Origin of the sequence: Streptosporangium sp. NPDC051022 (genome assembly GCF_040683035.1) — a bacterium.
In the GTDB taxonomy this organism is placed as follows: Bacteria; Actinomycetota; Actinomycetes; order Streptosporangiales; family Streptosporangiaceae; genus Streptosporangium.
This window is the reverse complement of sequence record NZ_JBFBCF010000004.1, coordinates 237,207-255,907: the sequence shown is the minus strand read 5'-3', so window position 1 is coordinate 255,907 and position 18,701 is coordinate 237,207. Positions and strand designations below refer to the sequence as shown.

The following is an 18,701-nucleotide window of genomic DNA, read 5'->3' as shown; positions in this document are numbered from 1 at the left end:
CGAGCCGCCAAGAGGAATTTCACCGCTCTCTCCGGGCCCCGAAGCCCCCTGAACACGGCTGATAAAGCCGTCGTCAGGGGAATCGGCCGGCCTCGATCATCCTCTTAAGCTGCGCTTACACGCCGTCAGGCATGGTTTTGGTGTACCGGAACCACCGGTGGCCGCTCCGGCAACCCACGAGCGGATCGAGGACGTTGGGGGAAGACATGGACCCGGACAAGAATGAGCAGGAGCACACCCCGGACGAGCCGATTCACGGGAACGAGGGCTGGAGCCAGTTCGGCAAGGTGCCGCCGACCGCGGGCGGCTATCCGGCGGACGGGAACGCCGGACCGGAGCCGACGATGATCCACCCGATGCCGGACCTCTCGGCGGCCTCCGCCCAGGTGCCCGCCCAGCGGGGCTCGCTCAGTGCCAGGCAGAAGCTGGGCGTCGGGCTGGCGCTGGCCGCGATGGCCGTCGGCGGCGGAGTGACGGGGGCGTTCGTCGCGACGTCGTTCGGCGCCGGTGCCACCCTCGCCTCCTCGTCCACCTCGGCATCGGCGCCGGCCGTGCAGCCGGCCGGCAACCTGACCACGGTCGCCGACGTCGCCAGGGCCGTCCAGCCCGCGGTGGTCTCCATCGAGGTCAAGACCCCCAGCGGCGGCGGTGAGGGATCCGGTGTGGTGCTGTCGGCGGACGGCCTGATCCTGACCAACAACCACGTGGTCGCGGCCGGCGGGCAGGGCGGCCAGGTGACCGTCAAGTTCAGCGACGGCAAGTCCGCCGCCGCGAAGGTCGTCGGCACCGACCCGGCGACCGACCTCGCCGTCATCCGGGCGGAGAACGTCTCCGACCTCACCAAGGCCACGATCGGCGACAGCGACAAGATCAAGGTCGGCGACTCCGTACTCGCCATCGGCAGCCCGCTCGGCCTGTCCGGCTCGGTCACCGCCGGGATCGTCAGCGCGCTGAACCGCACGCTGACCGTCGGCGAGCAGCAGCAGCAACAGCTGCCCCCCGGCTGGGGCGGCAGCCTGCAGCAGCAGGGCAGCGGGCCGACCACCATCGGCGGGGCCATCCAGACCGACGCGGCGATCAACCCGGGCAACTCGGGCGGCGCCCTGGTCAACGCGGCCGGAGAGGTGATCGGCATCAACAGCGCCATCGCCACCAACGGCGGCGAGGGCAGCATCGGCGTCGGCTTCGCCATCCCGATCAACACCGCCAAGCAGGTCGCCAAGCAGCTCATCGAGACGGGCAAGGTCACCCACGCCTTCCTGGGCGTGAGCCTCGCCGACGCCACCGGCGACACGGCGGGCGCCCTGGTCGGTCAGGTCACCGAGGGCAGCCCGGCCGCCCAGGCCGGGATCAGGCAGGGCGACCTGATCACCAAGATCAACAACACTCCGGTCGAGAGCGCCGCCACAGTGATCGGCGCGGTCCGGGGCTTCAAGCCCGGCGACAAGGCGACCATCGTCTACCTCCGCAACGGGCAGTCCCAGACCGCCGAGGTGACCCTCGCGGAGAAGACGGACCAGCAGTAGTTCCACGCCGGATGCGCCGCCGGAGCACCTCGCTCCCACGGCACGTCCGTCCCCGCGACCCGGGCGGCCTCTCATGGGGGGAGGCGCCTCCCGTGACGCGGGGCCGGTGGGGGCCGCCCTCCGGCCGACGAGACGGAGGAGCGGTCCCCGCGCGCTCCCCGCGGGGAGCGGGATCACGGGCCCCGGACCGGCCTCCCGTGGCACGGGGGTCGCTCCGGGGCCCGGTCAGCGTCCGGATACCAGCGCCTCGGAGCTCCACAGGTCGCGGTAGTAGCCGGGAACGCCCACCAGTTCCTCGTGGGTGCCCCGCTGCGCGACCGCGCCGTCCTCCAGCACGACGATCTCGTCCACCCGCTCCAGCCCGCGCAGGCGATGCGTGACCAGCAACGTCGTGTGGCCGTGCGTCGCGTCCAGCAGGTCGGTCATGAGCGCGTCCGCGGTCTCCTCGTCCAGCGACTCGGCCGGCTCGTCCAGCAGCAGCACCGGGGGGTCGTTCAGCAGCGCCCTGGCCAGCGCCAGCCGCTGGAGCTGCCCTCCGGACACCGTCCGCCCGTCCTCCCCGAGCGTGGTGTCCCAGCCGGTCCGCTCGACCCAGCGGTCGAGGCGGGCCCGCCGTACGGCCCGCGCCAGCTCCTCCTCGCCCGCCTCGGGCCCGGCCAGTCGCAGGTTGTCCCGCAGCGACGCCTGGAACACGTAGGGATCCTGGGTCAGGCCCGTCATCACCCGCCTGACGTCGTCGGAGGACAGTTCCCCGAGCTCCACCCCGTTCAGCCGGATCGTGCCGGACTCGGGCTCGACCAGCCGCATCAGGGCCGCGAGCAGCGTGCTCTTGCCCGCGCCGCTGGGACCGACCAGGGCGACGCGACGGCCGGGGGTGAGGGTGAGGCTGACGCCGTCGAGCGCGGGAGGGCGGCCGGGGGCGTGCCGTACCACCAGGTTGTCGACCTCGACGGTCGGCGGCCCCTCGGGGACGGGGACGGGACGCGCCGGTTCGGTCACGGCGGGCGGGGTGGCGCGGACCTCTCGCAGGCGGCGCAGGGCGGCGAGCACCCCGGTCAGCCGCTCCGCGGCCGCGGCCATCGGCAGCACGGGTTCGAACGACACCAGGGAGGTCAGCGCGAGCACCGCCGTGGCCACCCGGCTCGTTCCCGAGCCCTCCGCGATCCAGACGACCGACAGCACCGTCAGGCCCTGGGTGAGCACGCCCAGGCCGTTGGCCACCGCGTTGGCCCTGGCCTGGCGGCGTTCCAGCACGACCAGCCGGGCGTCGGCCTCCGCGCAGGCGTCCAGCGCCCGCTCGCCCGCGCCGTAGGCGGCCAGGTCGGCGGAGCCGTGCACCAGGTCGGCGACCCGGGCCGCCAGCTCCGCCCGCGCGGGCGCGATCCGCGCCGACCAGCGCCGCGCGGCGGCGGCCGTCCCCGCCGGGATCAGCACCCCGGCGACCAGCAGCCCGGCCAGCAGCGCCAGCGCCGCCGCGGGCAGCAGGAACAGGCCGAGCACGACCACGGCGACCCCGGTGACCAGCGCCGCGACCGCCGGGAGCAGGCAGCGAACCAGCAGGTCCTGCACCGCGTCGGTGTCGTCGACCATCCGGCTGAGCAGGTCGGCTCCCCGGTGGTTCAGCGGCCCGGCCGGAATGAGCGACCGGTACAGCCGCTCCCTGGTCGTCGCCTGGGCGCGCAGCGCGACGTCGTGGCCGGCCAGGCGCTCGCCGTACCGGAAGACGCCCTTGGTCGTCGCGAAGGCCCTGACCCCGACGATCGCCACGCTCAGCGCGGCCAGCTGCGGCTGCTCGGCGGCCCTGGTGATCAGCCACGCCGCCGCCCCGATCAGCCCGAGCCCGGCCAGCTCGGCCGCCGCCCCCGCCGCCACGGCCAGGGCCGCCCGCCCGCGCATGCCCGTCATCGGGATCCTCCGATCAGCTCGGCCGACACCACGCGGCCGTCGGCGATCCGGATCACCCGGTCCGCCAGGTCGATCATCGCGGGCCGGTGGGCCACGATCACGGCGGTGCGGCCCTCGGCGAGCTCGCGGGTCGCGGTCACGATCGCCCCCTCGCTCCGGCCGTCGAGCCGTGCGGTCGGCTCGTCGAGGAGCAGCAGGTCGGCGCGGGGACGGCAGAAGGCGCGGGCCAGCGCGACCCGCTGCCGCTGCCCGGCCGACAGGTTCGCGCCCCGCTCGCCGATGACGGTCTCGTAGCCCTCGGGCAGTGCCGTGACGAACTCGTCGGCGTGCGCGGCCCGCGCCGCGGCCCGCACCTCCTCGGTCGTCGCGGCGGGGGCGCCGAGGCGGATGTTGTCGGCGACCGACGTGGCGAACAGGTGCGGCCGCTGCGGTACGAACGCCAGCCGTTCCCGCCAGGAGTCGTCTCCGGTGAACTCGGCGCCGTCGATCAGGATCCGGCCGCTGTCCGGGGTGACGAAGCCGAGCAGCAGGTGGAGCAGGGTGCTCTTGCCCGCGCCGCTCTCACCGACCAGCGCGACCCGTTCACCCGGCGAGATCACCAGCGAGACGTCCTCCAGCGCGGCCTCCCGCCGCCCCGGATAGCGCACGGTGACGTTCTCCAGCCGGATCTCCGGCGCTGTCCCGGCCCGGGTGCCGGCTCGGGAGGTGGCTCGGGGGGTGGCCTGGGGAGCGGCCCGGGTGCCGGTCCGGCCGTCCCCGGTGCCCGCCGCCGTCGGTGTGCCCTCGGCCGTCTCCGGCGCGGCCTCCCGCGCGGTGCCGCCGGTGCCCGCCGCCGGCCGCTCGGCCTGCCCGTCCAGTACGGCGAACGCCTCGTCGGCCGCGGCGACCCCCTCCATGGCGGCGTGGAACTTGTTGCCCATGTTGCGCAGCGGGAGATAGGCCTCGGGCGCGAGCAGCAGCACGAGCAGCGCGGTGGGCAGCTCCAGCGACCCGGACAGCAGCCGCAGGCCCACGGGCACCGCGACCAGCGCCAGCGACAGCGACGCGGCCAGTTCGAGCACCAGCGACGACAGGAAGGCCACCCGCAGCGTGCGCATCGTGGCGTTCCGGTGCGCCTCGGCCACCTGCCGTATCACCTCGGCCTGATAGCGCGCCCGCCCGAAGGCGCGCAGCGTGGGCAGGCCCCTGACCACGTCCAGGAAGTGGCCGCCGAGGCGGGACAGGGCCCGCCACTGCCGTTCGGTGACCTCCTTGGTGCGCATGCCGACCAGCGCGCCGAAGACGGGGATGAGGGGCAGCGTGACGAGCACGATCACCGCGCTGGCCAGGTCGGCGGTGAACAGCCGGACGAGCACGGCGACCGGCACCACGGCGGCGACCGCCGCCGCCGGCAGGTAGCCCGACAGGTAGGGGTCGAGGGCGTCCAGGCCCCGGCCGGTCAGCGTCACCAGCTCGCCGGACCGGTGCGAGGTCAGCCCGGCCGGGCCCAGCTCCCGCAGCCGCGACAGCAGCCGGCGGCGCAGCGCCGACTTCACGCCGGTGCTCGTGCGCCCGGCCGCGGATCCCTGCGTCAGCCCCAGCAGCGCCCGGACACCGACGACCAGTGCCAGGAGGGCCAGCGCCGGGGTCGCGAACCGCCCGGACAGCACCCCGGACAGCAGTTCGGCCTGCGCGAGGACGAGCAGCCCGGCCAGGACCGCGGCGGCCAGGCACAGTGCCAGGTGGCGGCGGACGGCCCGCTCGCTCAGTGCGAGCCGCAGGAGATCCTTGTGCATACGAACCTTAGAAGAACGACGGCATCCGACCGGCCGCACGCTTGGGACCGAACGTGCGCCATGTCCATACTTGCGCACCTACCAGCAGGGGTGTGAACGGCACGATTATGAGACTGAGCACACCGAGTGTCCCGGCGGGCGCGGCATGCCCGAGCAGCCACGGGGCGAGCACCGCCAGTGGCACCCCCGCCGGTAGGGCGGCCACGAACGCCGAGGCCAGCAGCGCCCCGCCGCCGCGCCGCGCGCCGGTCATCTCACCGGGCAGCAGCCAGGAGGCGAAGGTCCAGCCGTGGAAGGCCAGCGCCGCGGCGACCAGGATCGCGCAGGCGGCTCCCGCCGGCCCGATCGGCGACCCCGACAGGCCGCCGGCGACGGCGGCCAGGATCATGCCCCAGCTCAGCGCCAGCCCCCAGGAGCCCGCGCAGATCACCCGGTCCCAGCCCGCCCGCCAGGCGTGTCCGTCCAGACGGCGGCGGAACCACAGGCCCGCGTCCCGCAGGATCCACGAGACCAGCAGGGCGACCACCAGCGGGTACAGAGCGAACAGCACCCGGCCCTCCAGGGTGGGGAAGACGCCGAACAGCACGCCCGCCACGGCCACCAGCCACACCTCGTTGGCCAGGACGAACGGCGCCATGGCGGCCACGAGGCGGTCCCGGTCCCGCTGGGTGCGGCCGAGCACGGGCAGCAGCATGCCCAGGCCGATGTCGAAGCCCTCCAGGGCGAAGTAGCCGAGCAGCAGCACGGCGAACACGCCGAGCCAGAGGATGTCCACGGTTGTTCTCCTAGCGGTTCTTGGCGGCGGGGACGGCCGGGCGCGCGCGTCAGAGGCTGAGCGCGGGGGCGCGCTCGGCCGGGTCGACGGGGGCGTCCGCGCCGAGGGCGACGGTGGCGGGGCCGCGCCGTACCGTCCTGGCGATCAGGAGGTAGTCGACGATCGCGAGCAGGCCGAGCACTCCGGCGAAGCCGATGAGCGAGGCGGTGACCATTCCGGAGGTGAGGCCGGGGGACATCGCGTCGGCGACGGTGAGCCTTCCGTTGATCAGCCACGGCTGGCGGCCGTTCTCGCGGACCAGCCAGCCGCTGATCGCGGCGACGAACGGCATCGGGGTGAGGAACATCAGGATCGGCTGCGCCCACCGCCAGCGGGGCAGCCAGTACAGCACGGGCATCAGCACGAACATGATGAGGAGCTGGAGCAGCTGCCCGATCCCGATCATGATCCCGAGTCCCGGGCCGGCCAGTGGCTGGGCGAACTTGTCCGGCTGGAACGCCGAGACCACCCCGAACTGCGCGTAGCCGAAGCCGACCGTGATCAGTGAGCCGGCGAACGCGGCGAGCACGCCGGCGCGGAGCGAGGAGGTGAAGAACTCCCGTTCGGAGGTCCGCCTGAACAGCTGGTAGGCGCTGGCGCCCATCACGGTGAAGCCGCCGGCCCACAGGCCCGCGCCGATCACGTGGGGGAGCGCCATGGTCAGCGTGGGGTTGGTGAGCAACGCGCCGAAGTCGGTCAGGGCCAGACGGCCGTTCCGCTCGACGGCCCCCGCCGGGTTCTGCAGGAACGAGTTGGCCACCATGATCCAGAAGGCCGAGGCGTAGGCGGTCAGCGTCACCAGCCAGATGCACGCCAGGTGGAGCCATCTGGGCAGCCGGTGCCAGCCGAAGATCCACAGCCCCAGGAACGTGGACTCCAGGAAGAACGCCCCGAGTGTCTCGATCGCCAGGGGCGCGCCGAAGACGTCCCCCGCGTACTCCGACAGGCCGCTCCAGCTCAGGCCGAACTGGAACTCCATCACCAGGCCGGTGAAGATGCCGAGCGCGTAGTTGGTCACGTAGATCTGACCCCAGAAACGGGTCGCCCGCTCGTGGGCCGGTCTGCCGGTCACGGCGTGGCGGGTGTGCATGATCGCGACGAGGGGGGCCAGGCCCAGGGTCAGCACGACGAACAGGAAGTGAAGACTTCCCGTCACCGCGAACTGCGTCCGGGCCAGGTCGAGCACGTCCACGGGTTCACCTCCGTTGTTGTGTCTGCCTACATGTAGACACTCTACATGTAGGCAGCCTATATGTAGACTGTCTGCGCAGAGGTAAGGTGGTGACGTGAGCGAGCGAGCCGACGGCCACAGTGATCACGCGGAGCCGGCACTCCGCGACGGGCGGCGGGGGAGCGGAGTGAACACCGACGCGCTCCGAGGGCACATGGACGCCCTGCTGCTGTCCGTGCTGGAGCACGAGCCCCTGCACGGTTACGCGATCATCGAGGCGCTTCAGGCGCGCAGCGGCGGTGCGCTGAACGTGCCGACCGGCACCGTCTATCCGGCGCTGCGCCGCCTCGAGCAGGCGGGATACCTGGCGGGCGAGTGGGCCGTCGTCGGCGGGCGCAAGCGGCGGACCTACCGGCTGACCTCCTCGGGCCACAGGGCGCTCGCCGGGGAGCGCACGGCCTGGCGGGAGTTCACCGGCGCGATCGGCGGCGTGCTGGAGCCCCGGGCTACGCCGGAACGGGGAACCGGCGGGTGATCCTCAGGCAGCGGGTCGCGCCGTACAGCTGTACGCACGCGAACACCGAGCTGAGCAGCTCGGCGCCGAGGCTCAGCGGATAGGTGGCCAGGCCCGATGGGTGGTTGGAGCCGTACATCAGCGTCATGCCCAGCCCGATCGTGACCGGCAGCATGACCCAGACCAGCATCGCCAGTGCCCGGGTGACGAGCCGGGGGCGCCGGATCCTGCGCAGCCCCCGGCCCAGCGCGAACAGCGCGACCCCGCCGAGCAGGCCGACGAGCAGCTGGAGCACGTCCAGGCCACGGGAGACCGGCAGGAACCAGTCGGGCCAGCGCGTGTAGGCCGTCGGGTCGTCGGGGTAGAACCGCCAGACCATGCTCCAGGCGAGGGTGGTCAGCGGCACGCTGACGAACAGCAGGGCGGCCAGCCTGCGCCCGGCCGAGATCGACAGCTCCTCCTGGTAGCCCGGTGCGATCTCCTCGATCGAGCCGAACTCCTCGACCGCGGCCAGCTCGGCCTCGGCCCTCGGCAGCCCGTCGTGCTCCAGCGCCTCCGCGGTGTCGAGCAGGCTGTCGCGGGCCTCGGTGACCAGGTCGAGCTTCGGCCTCCTGGGCCCCCTGAGCGTACGGCTGAGCCCCGCCACGTAGTCGTCGATGACTCCGGTGCCGGTCATGCACACCTCCGTCGCACGGCCCGTTGCGAGATCTTCACCGTACATCGTCACATTGTCGCCGTCGGGGTGGGGGCGGCGCATCGGGAACAACCCTGAGAGGTCCCGGAATCGGGTGGGAGGCCCGGAACCCGTGGGGAGATCCGGGGATGCCGTACGGTGTCCCGAGAGCACCTTTCCGGAGAAACCTCTTTATCCCATAAGTCGGCAAATTTCCGGGAACCGGTTATTTTCCGGAAATCGACTGGTTTCTGGAAAATGACCGGTTTCTGAGAGGGGCGTTCCCGGAAGCCGCCCGGCCTTACGGCGAGATCTGGATCGGTGCCGAAGGCGGCCGGGGAGCGGTCGAACGGCGGGCGGCGTGGGAGGTCGAGCCCATCAGCAGGCTGCCGGCCGTGATCGCCGCGAGCAGGACGAACCAGCCCAGCACCCGCCCCATCCGCAGGCCGTACCCGCTGAGGATCCAGTGGAGCGACAGCAGCCAGCGCCCCGACGAACGGCTGGTGGCACGGCGCATCTCCATGGCGCCGAAGGCGAAGTCGGCCGCGGTCGCCTTGTCGTCGACCCCGGCCCTGAGCCGGGCGTAGAGGTGGGCGAGCCGGTGCGGCGTCGGCTGCGGTGCCGACTGCGAGGCCGGTTGTGAGGCCTGTCGAGGAGCCGGTTGCGAAGTCGTCCGGGGGAGCGGCTGGAGCGCCGTCCCGTCCGTCTCCGGACGGGACCAGCCGCGCCAGGCGTGCTCGTCGGCCAGGGTGCGGCGCGGGGTCCACCAGCGCAGCGGCGGCCAGTGCGGCGCGAACCGCACGCCGCGCGGCGTGGTGGCGAAGAGGCACCCGGTCAGTCTGAGCCGTTCGGGGGTGCGGATCCCGGTGAAACGGCAGACACTCAGGTCGACGGCGCTCAGCTCCAGCGCCTCGGCGTCGACCCCGCGCAGGGAGGTCACCCTGGCCGTGCCGTTGCCGCTGACCGTCGCCGGGCCGCGCAGCGTCGCGCCCTCGAGGTCGGCGGTCGCGCAGTCCAGGCGCACGCTCAGACGGCCGGTCACCCGCACCTGCCGCAGGTCGACCGGGCAGTCACGGGCGGTCAGGTCGAGGCCGTTGCCCGCCCACGCCCCCGCGAGGCTGAGGCGGCGGCCGACCGTGACCGGCGCCAGGTAGCCGCCGGCCCAGAACCGCGTCGCCTCGAACCCGGCCAGCCCGCCGAACTCCGCCTTCCTGAACGAGACCGCCCGGCTGAACCGGCAGCCGCGGAAGGTCGCGTCACCGTCGAAGCGGGCGCCGTCGAAGGTGGCGAAGTCGTGGAACTCGGCGGCCTCGAAGGACACGGTCCGCCCGAACCTGGCCTCGCCGAACAGCGCGTCCCTGCCGACGGACACCCGGTCGAAGGCCGCGTGGCCGGTGACCGTGACGCCGTGCAACGACAGCTCCCTGGCGAACCTGACCTCCCTGAAGGAGACGTTCCCGGCGAAGCGTGCGCCGACGAACGAGGCCAGGCGCTGGAAGCGCGCCTGGTCGAAGGAGACGTCCCCGTCGAACACGACGTCGCCGAAGCGGGCGTCCTCGGGGAAGGAGGCCAGGTCGAACCTGGCCCGGCCCATACGGGCGTGAGTGGCGGCGAGGATCCGCTCCAGCAGATCCCTGCCGACGACGGTGCCCCGCAGATCGACGGCGGAGCCGGGGAACAGCCCGTGAACGACCTCGTCGAGCTCGTCACGGTCCAGATGGGTCAAGCAGCGTCCGTAGGGTTGCCGCGCCGACCCGGCGCACTCAGGGGAGGCGGCGCAGGTTACCCAACCCACGTCCAGAGTTCTCATAAATCAGTGATACCCCAGACGAAGGGTTAAGCGAGATCTAGGTCAAGGCAAGCTATAACTGATGTCCTTTGGTCGACATGAAGTGTCAAGATTCGCCGATTTCACTATCTATCCACTTTCAAGTAAGTGTCGGTAGATCGACCGAGCTCTACGCTCCCGGTCATGCGTGCTTTATCCCGGGCGCTCGCCGCCCTAGCGGCCTTCGGCGTCGCCGCCACCGGAGTCACGGCCCTCACCTCGGTCCCCGCCCAGGCGGAACCGGGAACCGTCGTCATCAGCCAGGTATACGGCGGTGGCGGCAACACCGGCGCACCGCTCACCAACGACTTCGTCGAACTGTTCAACCGCGGCTCCGCGCCGGTCGCCCTGGACGGCTGGTCCGTCCAGTACGGCAGCGCCACCGGCACCGGCACCTTCGCCGCCAACCCCGTCGTGCCGCTGTCCGGCACGCTGGCCCCCGGCCAGTACCACCTCGTCCAGCTCGGCGGCGGAACCAACGGCGTCCCGCTTCCGGCGCCGGACACCACCGGCGCGACCAACATGAGCGCGACCGCGGGCAAGGTCGTCCTGGCCCGCTCCGCGCAGGGCCTGGCCTGCAACGGCGGCTCCACCCCCTGCGCCCCGGAGCAGACGGCGCTGATCGCCGACCTCGTCGGGTACGGCAACGCGAACTACTTCGAGGGAACCGCGGCCCCGGCCCTGTCCGCGACCACGGCGGCCCTGCGCGGGGACCACGGCTGCGCCGACACCGACGTCAACGGCACGGACCTGCAGGCCGCGGCCCCCGCGCCGCGCAACCGGGCCACCACCCCGGCACCCTGCGGCGGCGAGCCGACGCCGACGCCGACCGGGGAGCCCAGCGCGACCCCCACCCCGACGGCCGAGCCGACGTCGACGCCCACCCCCACGCCGACCGTGGACCCCACCTCCACGCCGACCTCCACCCCGAGCTCCACGCCGAGCTCCACCCCGACGGAAGATCCGTGCTGGACCCCGCCCACCCACCAGATCGCACAGGTGCAGGGCAGCGGCGACGTCAGCCCGCTGGCGGGTCAGACGGTCCGCGTCGAGGGCGTCGTGACCGGCGACTTCCAGGAGCCGGACCAGCTCGGCGGGTTCTTCCTGCAGGATCCGACCCCGGACGCCGACCCGGCGACCTCCGAGGGGCTGTTCGCCTACGCCCGCAGCTCCTTCAAGGACGTCAAGGTGGGTGACCGGGTGCTGGTCACCGGCAAGGTCGTGGAGTACAACGGCTGGACCGAGCTGTCGCCGGTCACCGTCGTCGACGTCTGCGGCACGGGCACCGTCGCCCCGGTCAGGCAGAGCCTGCCGCGCGCGGAGGGCTCGACCTTCGAACCCGTCGAGAGCATGCTCGTCACCTTCCCCGAGCCGCTCACCGTCACCGACCACTACAACCTGGGCCGCTACGGCGAGGTCACCCTCTCCTCCGAGGGGCGCCTGTTCCAGGCGACCGACAGGCCCGGGGTGAGCGAGGCCGCGAACGAGCGCCGCAGCCTGCTCGTGGACGACGGCTCGACCAGGGAGAACCCTCCGGCGATCCCCTACACCGACCCGCGCGCCGTCCGCCTCGGTGACACGACGCTCGGCGTCACCGGGGTGCTGGGCTACGGCTTCGGCCGGTACCGGCTCCAGCCGACCAAGCCGATCGGCTTCCTGCGGACCAACCCGCGCCTGCCCGCGCCGTTCCCGGTGCTCGGCAACGTCAAGGTGGCCAGCTTCAACACCCTCAACTGGTTCACCACCCTGGGCTCGCGCGGCGCGAGCAACGCCGAGGAGCAGCGGCGGCAGCTGGCCAAGCTGGTCGCCGCGCTGAAGGGCATGAACGCCGACGCGGTCGGCCTCATGGAGGTCCAGAACAACGGGCAGAGCGCGCTCCAGGCGCTGGTCGACGCGCTCAACGCCGAGGTCGGCGCGGGCACCTACGCGGCCCTGAGCCACCCCTACCCCGGTACCGACCAGATCCACGTGGCGCTGATCTACAAGCCGGCCCGGCTCCAGCTCGTCGGCCCGGCCCGTTCCTCGACCGACCCGGTCTTCCGCCGGCCGCCGCTGATCCAGACCTTCCGCCGGGTCCAGGGCGGTGAGCCGTTCACGCTGGTCGTCAACCACTTCAAGTCGAAGGGCTGCGACACCGCCGCCACCGGCCCCGACGCCGACCAGGGCGACGGCCAGAGCTGCTACAACGGCGAGCGCGTCCGCCAGGCGAAGGCGACGCTGGCCCTCGTCGAGAGCCTGAGGCTGCCCAACGCGCTGGTGCTGGGCGACCTCAACGCCTACGGCGAGGAGGACCCGATCGACACGCTGGAGGCGGGCGGGCTGACCAGCCTGACCAAGAGGTTCGTCCCCGCGCCGCTGCGCTACAGCTACCTCTTCGACGGCCGCAGCGGCGAGCTCGACCACGCGCTGGCTGCCAGGGACCTGCTCAGGCGGGTGACCAGCGCGACGATCTGGCACATCAACTCCGACGAGAGCCGGATCCTCGACTACAACACCGAGTACAACCCGCCGGGCCTCTACCGGCCGGACGCGTTCCGCTCCTCCGACCACGACCCCCTCGTCGTCGGGCTCACCCTGCCCGGCGGGCGGTAGCCGTACCGGATCCCGGAGCGGGGGGCCGGTGACGGAGCCGACGGAGCCGACGACGGTGTCGTGACGGTGCCCATCGGGGCCCATCGGGGCCGATCTGGACTGATCGGGACTGATCGGGGCCGATGACGGGGCCGGGCGCCGTCCGTCACCGGCCCCCCGTTCACAAGGGGCTTGACGGGATGGAATGCTCATGGGAGGGAAGTGGTTATGCCAGCCAGACAGACATGACGACAAGAGGAGCCACCGGTGGCGACCATTGAGGTAACCGAGCAGAACTTCAACGAAATCGCCGACGAGGGGATCGTCCTGCTGGACTTCTGGGCGGCCTGGTGCGGACCGTGCCGTACGTTCGGGCCGATTTTCGAGAAGTCGTCGGAGAAGCACGGCGACATCAAGTTCGGCAAGATCGACACCGAGGCGGAGCAGGGGCTGGCCCAGGGCTTTGAGATCACGTCGATTCCGACGATCATGGCGATCCGTGACGGCATCGTCGTCTTCGCCCAGCCCGGAGCGCTGCCCGAGCCCGCTCTCGAGGACCTCATCGGCCAGGTCCGCGCGCTCGACATGGACGCGATCCGTGCGGAGCTGGCGAACGAGCTCGGCGTTCAGAACAACTGACGAGCGAGTTCGAAAAGCCCCGCGGCCTGTGAGCGCAGGCGCGGGGCTTTCGCATGGGTCCGGCGTGGCCGGGGTCAGGCCGAGCGGTACAGCTCCGCGACCCGGAAGGCCATGTCCAGCGACTGGCTGCGGTTGAGACGCGGGTCGCAGGCCGTCTCGTAGCGCAGCGCCAGGTCGTCCTCGACGATCTCGGTGCCGCCGCCCACGCACTCGGTGACGTCGTCGCCGGTGAACTCGATGTGGACGCCGCCGGGGTGGGTGCCCAGCGCGCGGTGCACCTCGAAGAAGCCCGCGACCTCGTCCAGCACGTCGTCCAGGCGCCGGGTCTTGTGACCGCTGGGGGCCTCGAAGGTGTTGCCGTGCATCGGGTCACAGATCCAGGCGACCTGGGCGCCGTCCGCGGTGACCTTCTCCACCAGCGAGGGCAGGTGCTCGCGGATCTTCGTCGCGCCCATCCGGGTGATGAACGTCAGACGGCCGGGCTCGTTGTCCGGGTTCAGCTTCTCCACCAGCGCCAGGGCCTCCTCGGCCGTGGTGGTCGGGCCCAGCTTCACGCCGATCGGGTTGCTGATCTTGGAGAAGAACTCCACGTGCGCGCTGTCGAGCTGACGGGTGCGCTCGCCGATCCAGACCATGTGCGCCGACACGTCGTACGGCCGGCCGGTCCGCGAGTCGATCCTGGTGAGCGCCCGGTCGTAGTCGAGGATGAGCGCCTCGTGCGAGGAGTAGAACTCCACGCTGTGGAACTCCTCCGGATCGGCCCCGCAGGCGTGCATGAACGCCAGGGCCTGGTCGATCTCCCTGGCGAGCCGCTCGTAGCGCTTGCCCGCGGGCGACTCGCTCACGAAGTCCTGGTTCCAGGCGTGCACCTGGCGCAGGTCGGCGTAGCCGCCCTTGGTGAAGGCACGGACCAGGTTCAGCGTCACGGCCGAGGAGTGGTAGGCGCGCAGCAGGCGTCCGGGGTCGGGGTTGCGGGACTCGGGGGTGAAGTCGAAGCCGTTGACCATGTCGCCGCGGTAGGCGGGCAGCTCGACGCCCTCCCGCACCTCCGTGCCCTTGGACCGGGGCTTGGCGAACTGCCCGGCTATCCGGCCGATCTTCACGACCGGCACTTTCGCCGCGTAGGTGAGCACGATCGCCATCTGCAGCAGCGTCTTCAGCTTGTTGCGGACGCCGTCGGCGGTGGCCCCGGAGAAGGTCTCCGCGCAGTCACCGCCCTGCAGCACGAAGGCCTCGCCCCGTGTCACCGCTGCGAGCTCGGCCTTGAGGTTGTCACATTCCCCTGCGAACACGAGGGGAGGAAGACCTGCCAGTTCGGCGACGACCTTGTCCAGTGCGCCGCGGTCGGGCCACTCGGGCTGCTGCGCCGTGGGCAGCTGCCGCCAGGAATCGAGGTTGATGCTCACGACATACCAGGCTATTGCAACCGGGGGGGCGAGCCCACCCATGTGTCCACGGATTGAGAACCTCTTTGTCCTCGGAATGAGACGCCGGTACGCCCAGCGGATCCTGGGAAGGGGCTCAGGACGGGCTCCTGACGTGCTCGGGCAGGACGCCGAGACCGATGAAACGGCGGGTCAGGGCGCCGATAACCGGTAGCCGGGCCAGGTCGCGCGGCAGCCGTACCGGCCCGTCACGCCCGGCGAGGGTCGGGCGGATCAGCCGGTTCTGCACCACGCGCTGGGCGAACTGGGTCACCACCGTCGGCGGGGTACGGCGGCGCTGCACCCTGGCGAGCAGGGACTCGGGGATCTCGGCGCCGGCGGCCAGCGGGGCGGCCAGCAGGTTGGCGGCGGCGACCGCGTCCTGCACGGCCAGGTTGATGCCGACGCCGAAGATTGGTGACATGGCGTGCGCGGCGTCTCCGATGACCAGCAGCCCGGGACGGTGCCAGCGGCGCAGCCGGTTGAGGGCGACCGACAGCACGCTCACGTCGTCGAAGCCCGTCAGCAGCCCGGTGCGCTCCCTCAGGAAGGGCAGCAACGTGGCCACCGGCTCGCGGAGCGCCTCGATGCCCCGGGAGCGCAGGGCCTCGAAACCGCCCTTGGGGATCACGTAGGCGAGCTGCCAGTAGGTCTCCCTGTTGATCACCACCATGATCCGGCCCACGGACAGGCGCAGGAACACCTCGTCGGAGTCGGTGGGCTCGCGCGGCAGCCGGAACCAGACCACGTCCATCGGCGCGCCGTGCTCGACCGGGACGAGGCCGGCGGCCCGCCGTACGTCGGAGTGGCGGCCGTCCGCGGCCACGGTGAGCGCCGCCCGCAGCTCGTGCTCGCCGTCGGGGTCGCGGTAGCGGACCCCGCGCACCGCGCCGTCCTCGCGGATCACGTCGTGCACCTCGGCGTTCATGACGAGGCGGAAGGTGGGGTACCGCGCGGCGGCGGTGGTCACCAGGTTGAGGAAGTCCCACTGCGGCACGAACGCGATGTAGGGGTATTCGCCGCGGAGTTTGGACAGGTCCGCGATCTGCACCGCGCCGTCGTCGGTCCGCATCGTCATGCCGCGGGCCTTGTGGTGCGGCAGCCGCAGGAACTCCTCGGCCAGGCCGATCTCGTCGAGGACCTGCAGCGTCGAGGGGTGGATGGTGTCGCCCCTGAAGTCGCGCAGGAAGTCGGAGTGCTTCTCCAGCAGCGTCACCCGCACGCCGGCCCTGGCCAGCAGCAGCGCGAGCACGGCTCCCGCCGGGCCGCCCCCGGCGATCACGCATGTGTTACGACTCATAATTCATCACCCAGTGAAATTCTGGCACAGGTCGCCCCCGAAGAGAACAGTCTTCCCGGCAATCCGGCCGTCACCCGGTGTCGAATAGGCGGTGTGAGGACAGAACGCGAGCCGGCCGGAGAACCGGTGCCCGGGGGAGGACCCGGGCTCGAAGAACTCCTGGCTCAGGTGGCGCTGGGGCAGGAGCAGGCCTTCAACCGGGTCTACGACCTGCTGGCCGGGCCGGTCTTCGGGATCGCCAGGCGTGTCGTGCGGGACCGGGCGCAGGCCGAGGAGGTGGCGCAGGAGGTCCTGGTCGAGGTGTGGCGCACCGCGTCCAGATACGACAGGACGCGGGGCAGTGCCCTGGCGTGGGTGATGACCATGGCCCACCGCCGTTCCGTCGACCGGGTCAGGTCCGCCCAGGCCTCGACCGCCCGGGAGGAGCGGGTCTCCCGCATGTCGGGCGAGATCCCCTACGACGAGGTCTCCGAGACGGTCGCCACCCGCCTCGAGGGCGAACGGGTGCGCCGCTGCCTGGGAGGCCTGACCGATCTGCAGCGACAAGCTGTGACACTCGCTTATTACGGTGGTTACAGCTATCCGGAGGTGGCCGGGCTGCTCCGGGTGCCGCTGGGCACCGTCAAGACCAGGATGCGCGACGGGCTCGTCAGGCTCCGCGACTGCATGGGGGTGGAACGATGAACGAGGACCTCCACACCCTGTCGGGCGCCTACGCGCTGCACGCGCTGCCGGAGCGGGACGCGGCGCTCTTCGAGGCCCACATGGCCAGGTGCGAGGCCTGCGCCGTCGAGGTGCGGGGGCTGTCGGAGACGGCCGCCCGGCTGGCCGTGGCCGCCGCCGAGACGCCGCCCGCCGCGCTGCGCGGCCGCGTCATGGCCCGGATCGCCGAGGTCCGCCAGGAGCCGCCCCTCCTCGACCGGCCCGAGGGGGAGCGCCGTCCCGGCGACCGGTCCGCGGGGGAGGGCCGCCCGGGCGGGGACACCGGAGACACAGGGGACACCGGGTATGCAGGGGGTGCGGGGGACATCGGGGACGCGGGGGAGCGCCGCGCCGGCCCGCCGTCCGGTGACGTGGCACGACTCAGGCCGCAGTCCCGGGGCAGGCGAGTCGCGATCGGCCTGGCCGCGGCCGCGAGCGCCGCCGCCGTCGCCCTCGGCGTCGTCACCGTGGACGCCGTGCGGGAACGCGACTCGCTCCAGCAGGTCGTCGCCGTGATGGCCGCCCCCGACGCCAGGACCGTCAAGTATCCCGTCCCCTCGGGAGGCACCTGCACCATGGTGGTGTCGCGCTCCGAGGGGCGGATGGTGTTCACCGCCAGAGGACTTCCCCCGCTGCCCGAGTCCCGGGTCTACGAACTGTGGCTGATGAGCGCCGACGGCGCCCGCCCCGCCGGACTGCTCGAACGGGGCCAGGGCGACGCCACCGTGCCGCTGGTGACCAGCCCGCTGAAGGGAGACCGGCGCGTCGGCCTGACCGTCGAACCGGCGGGCGGCTCCGAGCGGCCGACGACCACCCCCATCATGGTCGCCGCCCTCCCGTCCGTCTGACGCGCGGCCCACGCGCCCGGCGGCAGACGGTGTCCGGAGGCTCCAGAAGGCGTCCGGAGGCACCTGGAGGTGCGGACGGGCCCGTGGCCCGGACGGCTCTCCGCTCAGAGAGGGGAGATCGTCCAAGAGGTCTCGACCCGGTCGCCCGGCTGGAGCACGATCAGGTCGGTGCCGGAGTTGAAGGCGTCGGGAGGGCAGGTCATCGGCTCGACGGCCAGTCCCCGGTGGCCGAGGCCGGTGCCGGTGCACACCTGCACCCAGGGCAGCGCGGCGGCGTCCCAGCGCATCTCGACCCCGCCCTCGGGGCCGCGCACCCGCACCCGGACCAGCCCGTCCGCCCCGGGGACGAGTCCGGTGAAGGCGTGGTCGAGGGCCGTGCCGCCCACCGTCCGCGGGGCCCGGAAGTCGTAGGGCGTGCCCGGGACGTCCTCCAGGGAGCGTGGCAGCAGCCGGTCGTCGGTCAGCAGCACCCGCTCCGCGGGCACCAGCAGCTCGTAGTCCTCGACCCGGTCGCCGGCCAGCAGCCACGGGTGTGGCGCGCAGCCGTACGGGGCGGCCTCCTCGCCGGTGTTCTCCACGGTCAGCGTGGTGGTCAGGCCGTCAGCGGTCAGGGAGTAGAGGACCTGCAGGGCGAGGGGGAAGGGATAGCCGGGGGAGGGGGCGAGGGTGTGCGCCAGCCGTACGAAACCGTGCTCGTCCTCCACGGCCAGCCACTCGACCGCCTCCCAGGCGGCGTCGGCGACCAGTCCGTGCAGGGCGTTGCCCCGGTCCTTCTCGTTCACCGGCAGCAGGTGGGTCCGGCCGCCGAAGGTGTAACGCGCGCCGCCGACCCGGTTGGGCCAGGGGGCGAGCAGGGTGCCGCTGTGGTGCGGGATGGGCCCGTCCGCGGGCCAGGGGGTCACCAGGTCGCGCTCACCGTGCCGGAGCACGCGCAGGGCCGCGGCCCACTCGCTGATCTCGGCGCGCATGCCGCCGCCGCGGAGGGTGAACTGCCGGGACACGGTGATCCTT

At 72.4% G+C, this 18,701-nt stretch carries 15 protein-coding genes; 6 read left to right on the top strand and 9 right to left on the bottom strand.

Annotation, left to right across the window (positions count from 1 at the left end; all coding sequences use genetic code 11):
• Nucleotides 1-206: 206 nt before the first annotated feature.
• Entirely contained in the window at nt 207-1,526 is a 1,320-nt protein-coding gene (locus AB0N02_RS10370) for a trypsin-like peptidase domain-containing protein (protein WP_363944630.1), read from the top strand.
• Between the two features lie 225 nt (nt 1,527-1,751).
• On the opposite strand, the gene cydC is transcribed toward AB0N02_RS10370, so the two are convergent.
• The 4 genes from cydC to AB0N02_RS10350 are packed head-to-tail and all read right to left on the bottom strand — an operon-like array spanning nt 1,752 to nt 7,212.
• Nucleotides 1,752-3,431 carry a thiol reductant ABC exporter subunit CydC gene (cydC, locus tag AB0N02_RS10365; RefSeq protein WP_363944629.1) on the bottom strand — a complete coding sequence of 560 codons (1,680 nt, stop codon included), beginning with the start codon at nt 3,429-3,431 and terminating at the stop codon, nt 1,752-1,754.
• Nucleotides 3,428-5,206 carry a thiol reductant ABC exporter subunit CydD gene (gene cydD / locus AB0N02_RS10360; protein WP_363944627.1) on the bottom strand — a complete coding sequence of 593 codons (1,779 nt, stop codon included), beginning with the start codon at nt 5,204-5,206 and terminating at the stop codon, nt 3,428-3,430. Before cydD ends, cydC begins: the two co-directional genes overlap by 4 nt.
• Nucleotides 5,207-5,213: 7 nt before the next feature.
• The gene (locus tag AB0N02_RS10355; protein ID WP_363944625.1) at nt 5,214-5,981 is read right to left on the bottom strand and encodes a cytochrome d ubiquinol oxidase subunit II; all 768 of its coding nucleotides are present in this window, start codon (nt 5,979-5,981) and stop codon (nt 5,214-5,216) included.
• A 49-nt stretch (nt 5,982-6,030) separates the two neighbouring features.
• The gene (locus AB0N02_RS10350; RefSeq protein ID WP_363944623.1) at nt 6,031-7,212 is read right to left on the bottom strand and encodes a cytochrome ubiquinol oxidase subunit I; all 1,182 of its coding nucleotides are present in this window, start codon (nt 7,210-7,212) and stop codon (nt 6,031-6,033) included.
• A gap of 94 nt (nt 7,213-7,306) precedes the next feature.
• On the opposite strand from AB0N02_RS10350, the gene AB0N02_RS10345 reads away from it, so the two are divergent.
• The gene (locus tag AB0N02_RS10345; protein WP_363944621.1) at nt 7,307-7,726 is read left to right on the top strand and encodes a helix-turn-helix transcriptional regulator; all 420 of its coding nucleotides are present in this window, start codon (nt 7,307-7,309) and stop codon (nt 7,724-7,726) included.
• On the opposite strand, the gene AB0N02_RS10340 is transcribed toward AB0N02_RS10345, so the two are convergent.
• The gene (locus AB0N02_RS10340; protein ID WP_363944620.1) at nt 7,698-8,381 is read right to left on the bottom strand and encodes a permease prefix domain 1-containing protein; all 684 of its coding nucleotides are present in this window, start codon (nt 8,379-8,381) and stop codon (nt 7,698-7,700) included. The genes AB0N02_RS10345 and AB0N02_RS10340 overlap by 29 nt on opposite strands.
• Before the next feature lie 298 nt (nt 8,382-8,679).
• Nucleotides 8,680-10,104, bottom strand: a complete 1,425-nt coding sequence (locus AB0N02_RS10335; protein WP_363944619.1) for a pentapeptide repeat-containing protein — start codon at nt 10,102-10,104, stop codon at nt 8,680-8,682.
• A 246-nt stretch (nt 10,105-10,350) separates the two neighbouring features.
• On the opposite strand from AB0N02_RS10335, the gene AB0N02_RS10330 reads away from it, so the two are divergent.
• Both AB0N02_RS10330 and trxA read left to right on the top strand, forming a co-directional pair.
• Nucleotides 10,351-12,798, top strand: coding sequence for an ExeM/NucH family extracellular endonuclease (locus tag AB0N02_RS10330; protein ID WP_363944618.1), 2,448 nt, complete (start codon nt 10,351-10,353; stop codon nt 12,796-12,798).
• 246 nt (nt 12,799-13,044) lie between these two features.
• Nucleotides 13,045-13,416: a thioredoxin gene (trxA, locus tag AB0N02_RS10325; protein WP_363944617.1), complete on the top strand. Its 372-nt coding sequence runs from the start codon at nt 13,045-13,047 to the stop codon at nt 13,414-13,416.
• 74 nt (nt 13,417-13,490) lie between these two features.
• Here the strand turns inward: trxA and AB0N02_RS10320 are convergent, their stop codons facing one another.
• Together AB0N02_RS10320 and AB0N02_RS10315 are read right to left on the bottom strand one after the other, a co-directional pair.
• Nucleotides 13,491-14,864: a class II 3-deoxy-7-phosphoheptulonate synthase gene (locus tag AB0N02_RS10320; protein WP_363944616.1), complete on the bottom strand. Its 1,374-nt coding sequence runs from the start codon at nt 14,862-14,864 to the stop codon at nt 13,491-13,493.
• A gap of 73 nt (nt 14,865-14,937) precedes the next feature.
• A complete protein-coding gene (locus tag AB0N02_RS10315) occupies nt 14,938-16,140 on the bottom strand; it encodes an FAD-dependent oxidoreductase (protein WP_363944615.1) in 1,203 nt (400 codons plus the stop codon).
• Nucleotides 16,141-16,266: 126 nt separating this feature from the next.
• Here AB0N02_RS10315 and sigK point away from each other — a divergent pair, with 126 nt between their 5' ends.
• Together sigK and AB0N02_RS10305 are read left to right on the top strand one after the other, a co-directional pair.
• The gene (gene sigK, locus AB0N02_RS10310; protein WP_363944893.1) at nt 16,267-16,824 is read left to right on the top strand and encodes an ECF RNA polymerase sigma factor SigK; all 558 of its coding nucleotides are present in this window, start codon (nt 16,267-16,269) and stop codon (nt 16,822-16,824) included.
• Complete coding sequence (locus AB0N02_RS10305; RefSeq protein WP_363944613.1) at nt 16,821-17,690, top strand: anti-sigma factor; 870 nt, start codon at nt 16,821-16,823, stop codon at nt 17,688-17,690. Before sigK ends, AB0N02_RS10305 begins: the two co-directional genes overlap by 4 nt.
• A 104-nt stretch (nt 17,691-17,794) precedes the next feature.
• On the opposite strand, the gene AB0N02_RS10300 is transcribed toward AB0N02_RS10305, so the two are convergent.
• A complete protein-coding gene (locus tag AB0N02_RS10300) occupies nt 17,795-18,691 on the bottom strand; it encodes an aldose 1-epimerase family protein (protein ID WP_363944612.1) in 897 nt (298 codons plus the stop codon).
• Nucleotides 18,692-18,701: the final 10 nt, after the last annotated feature.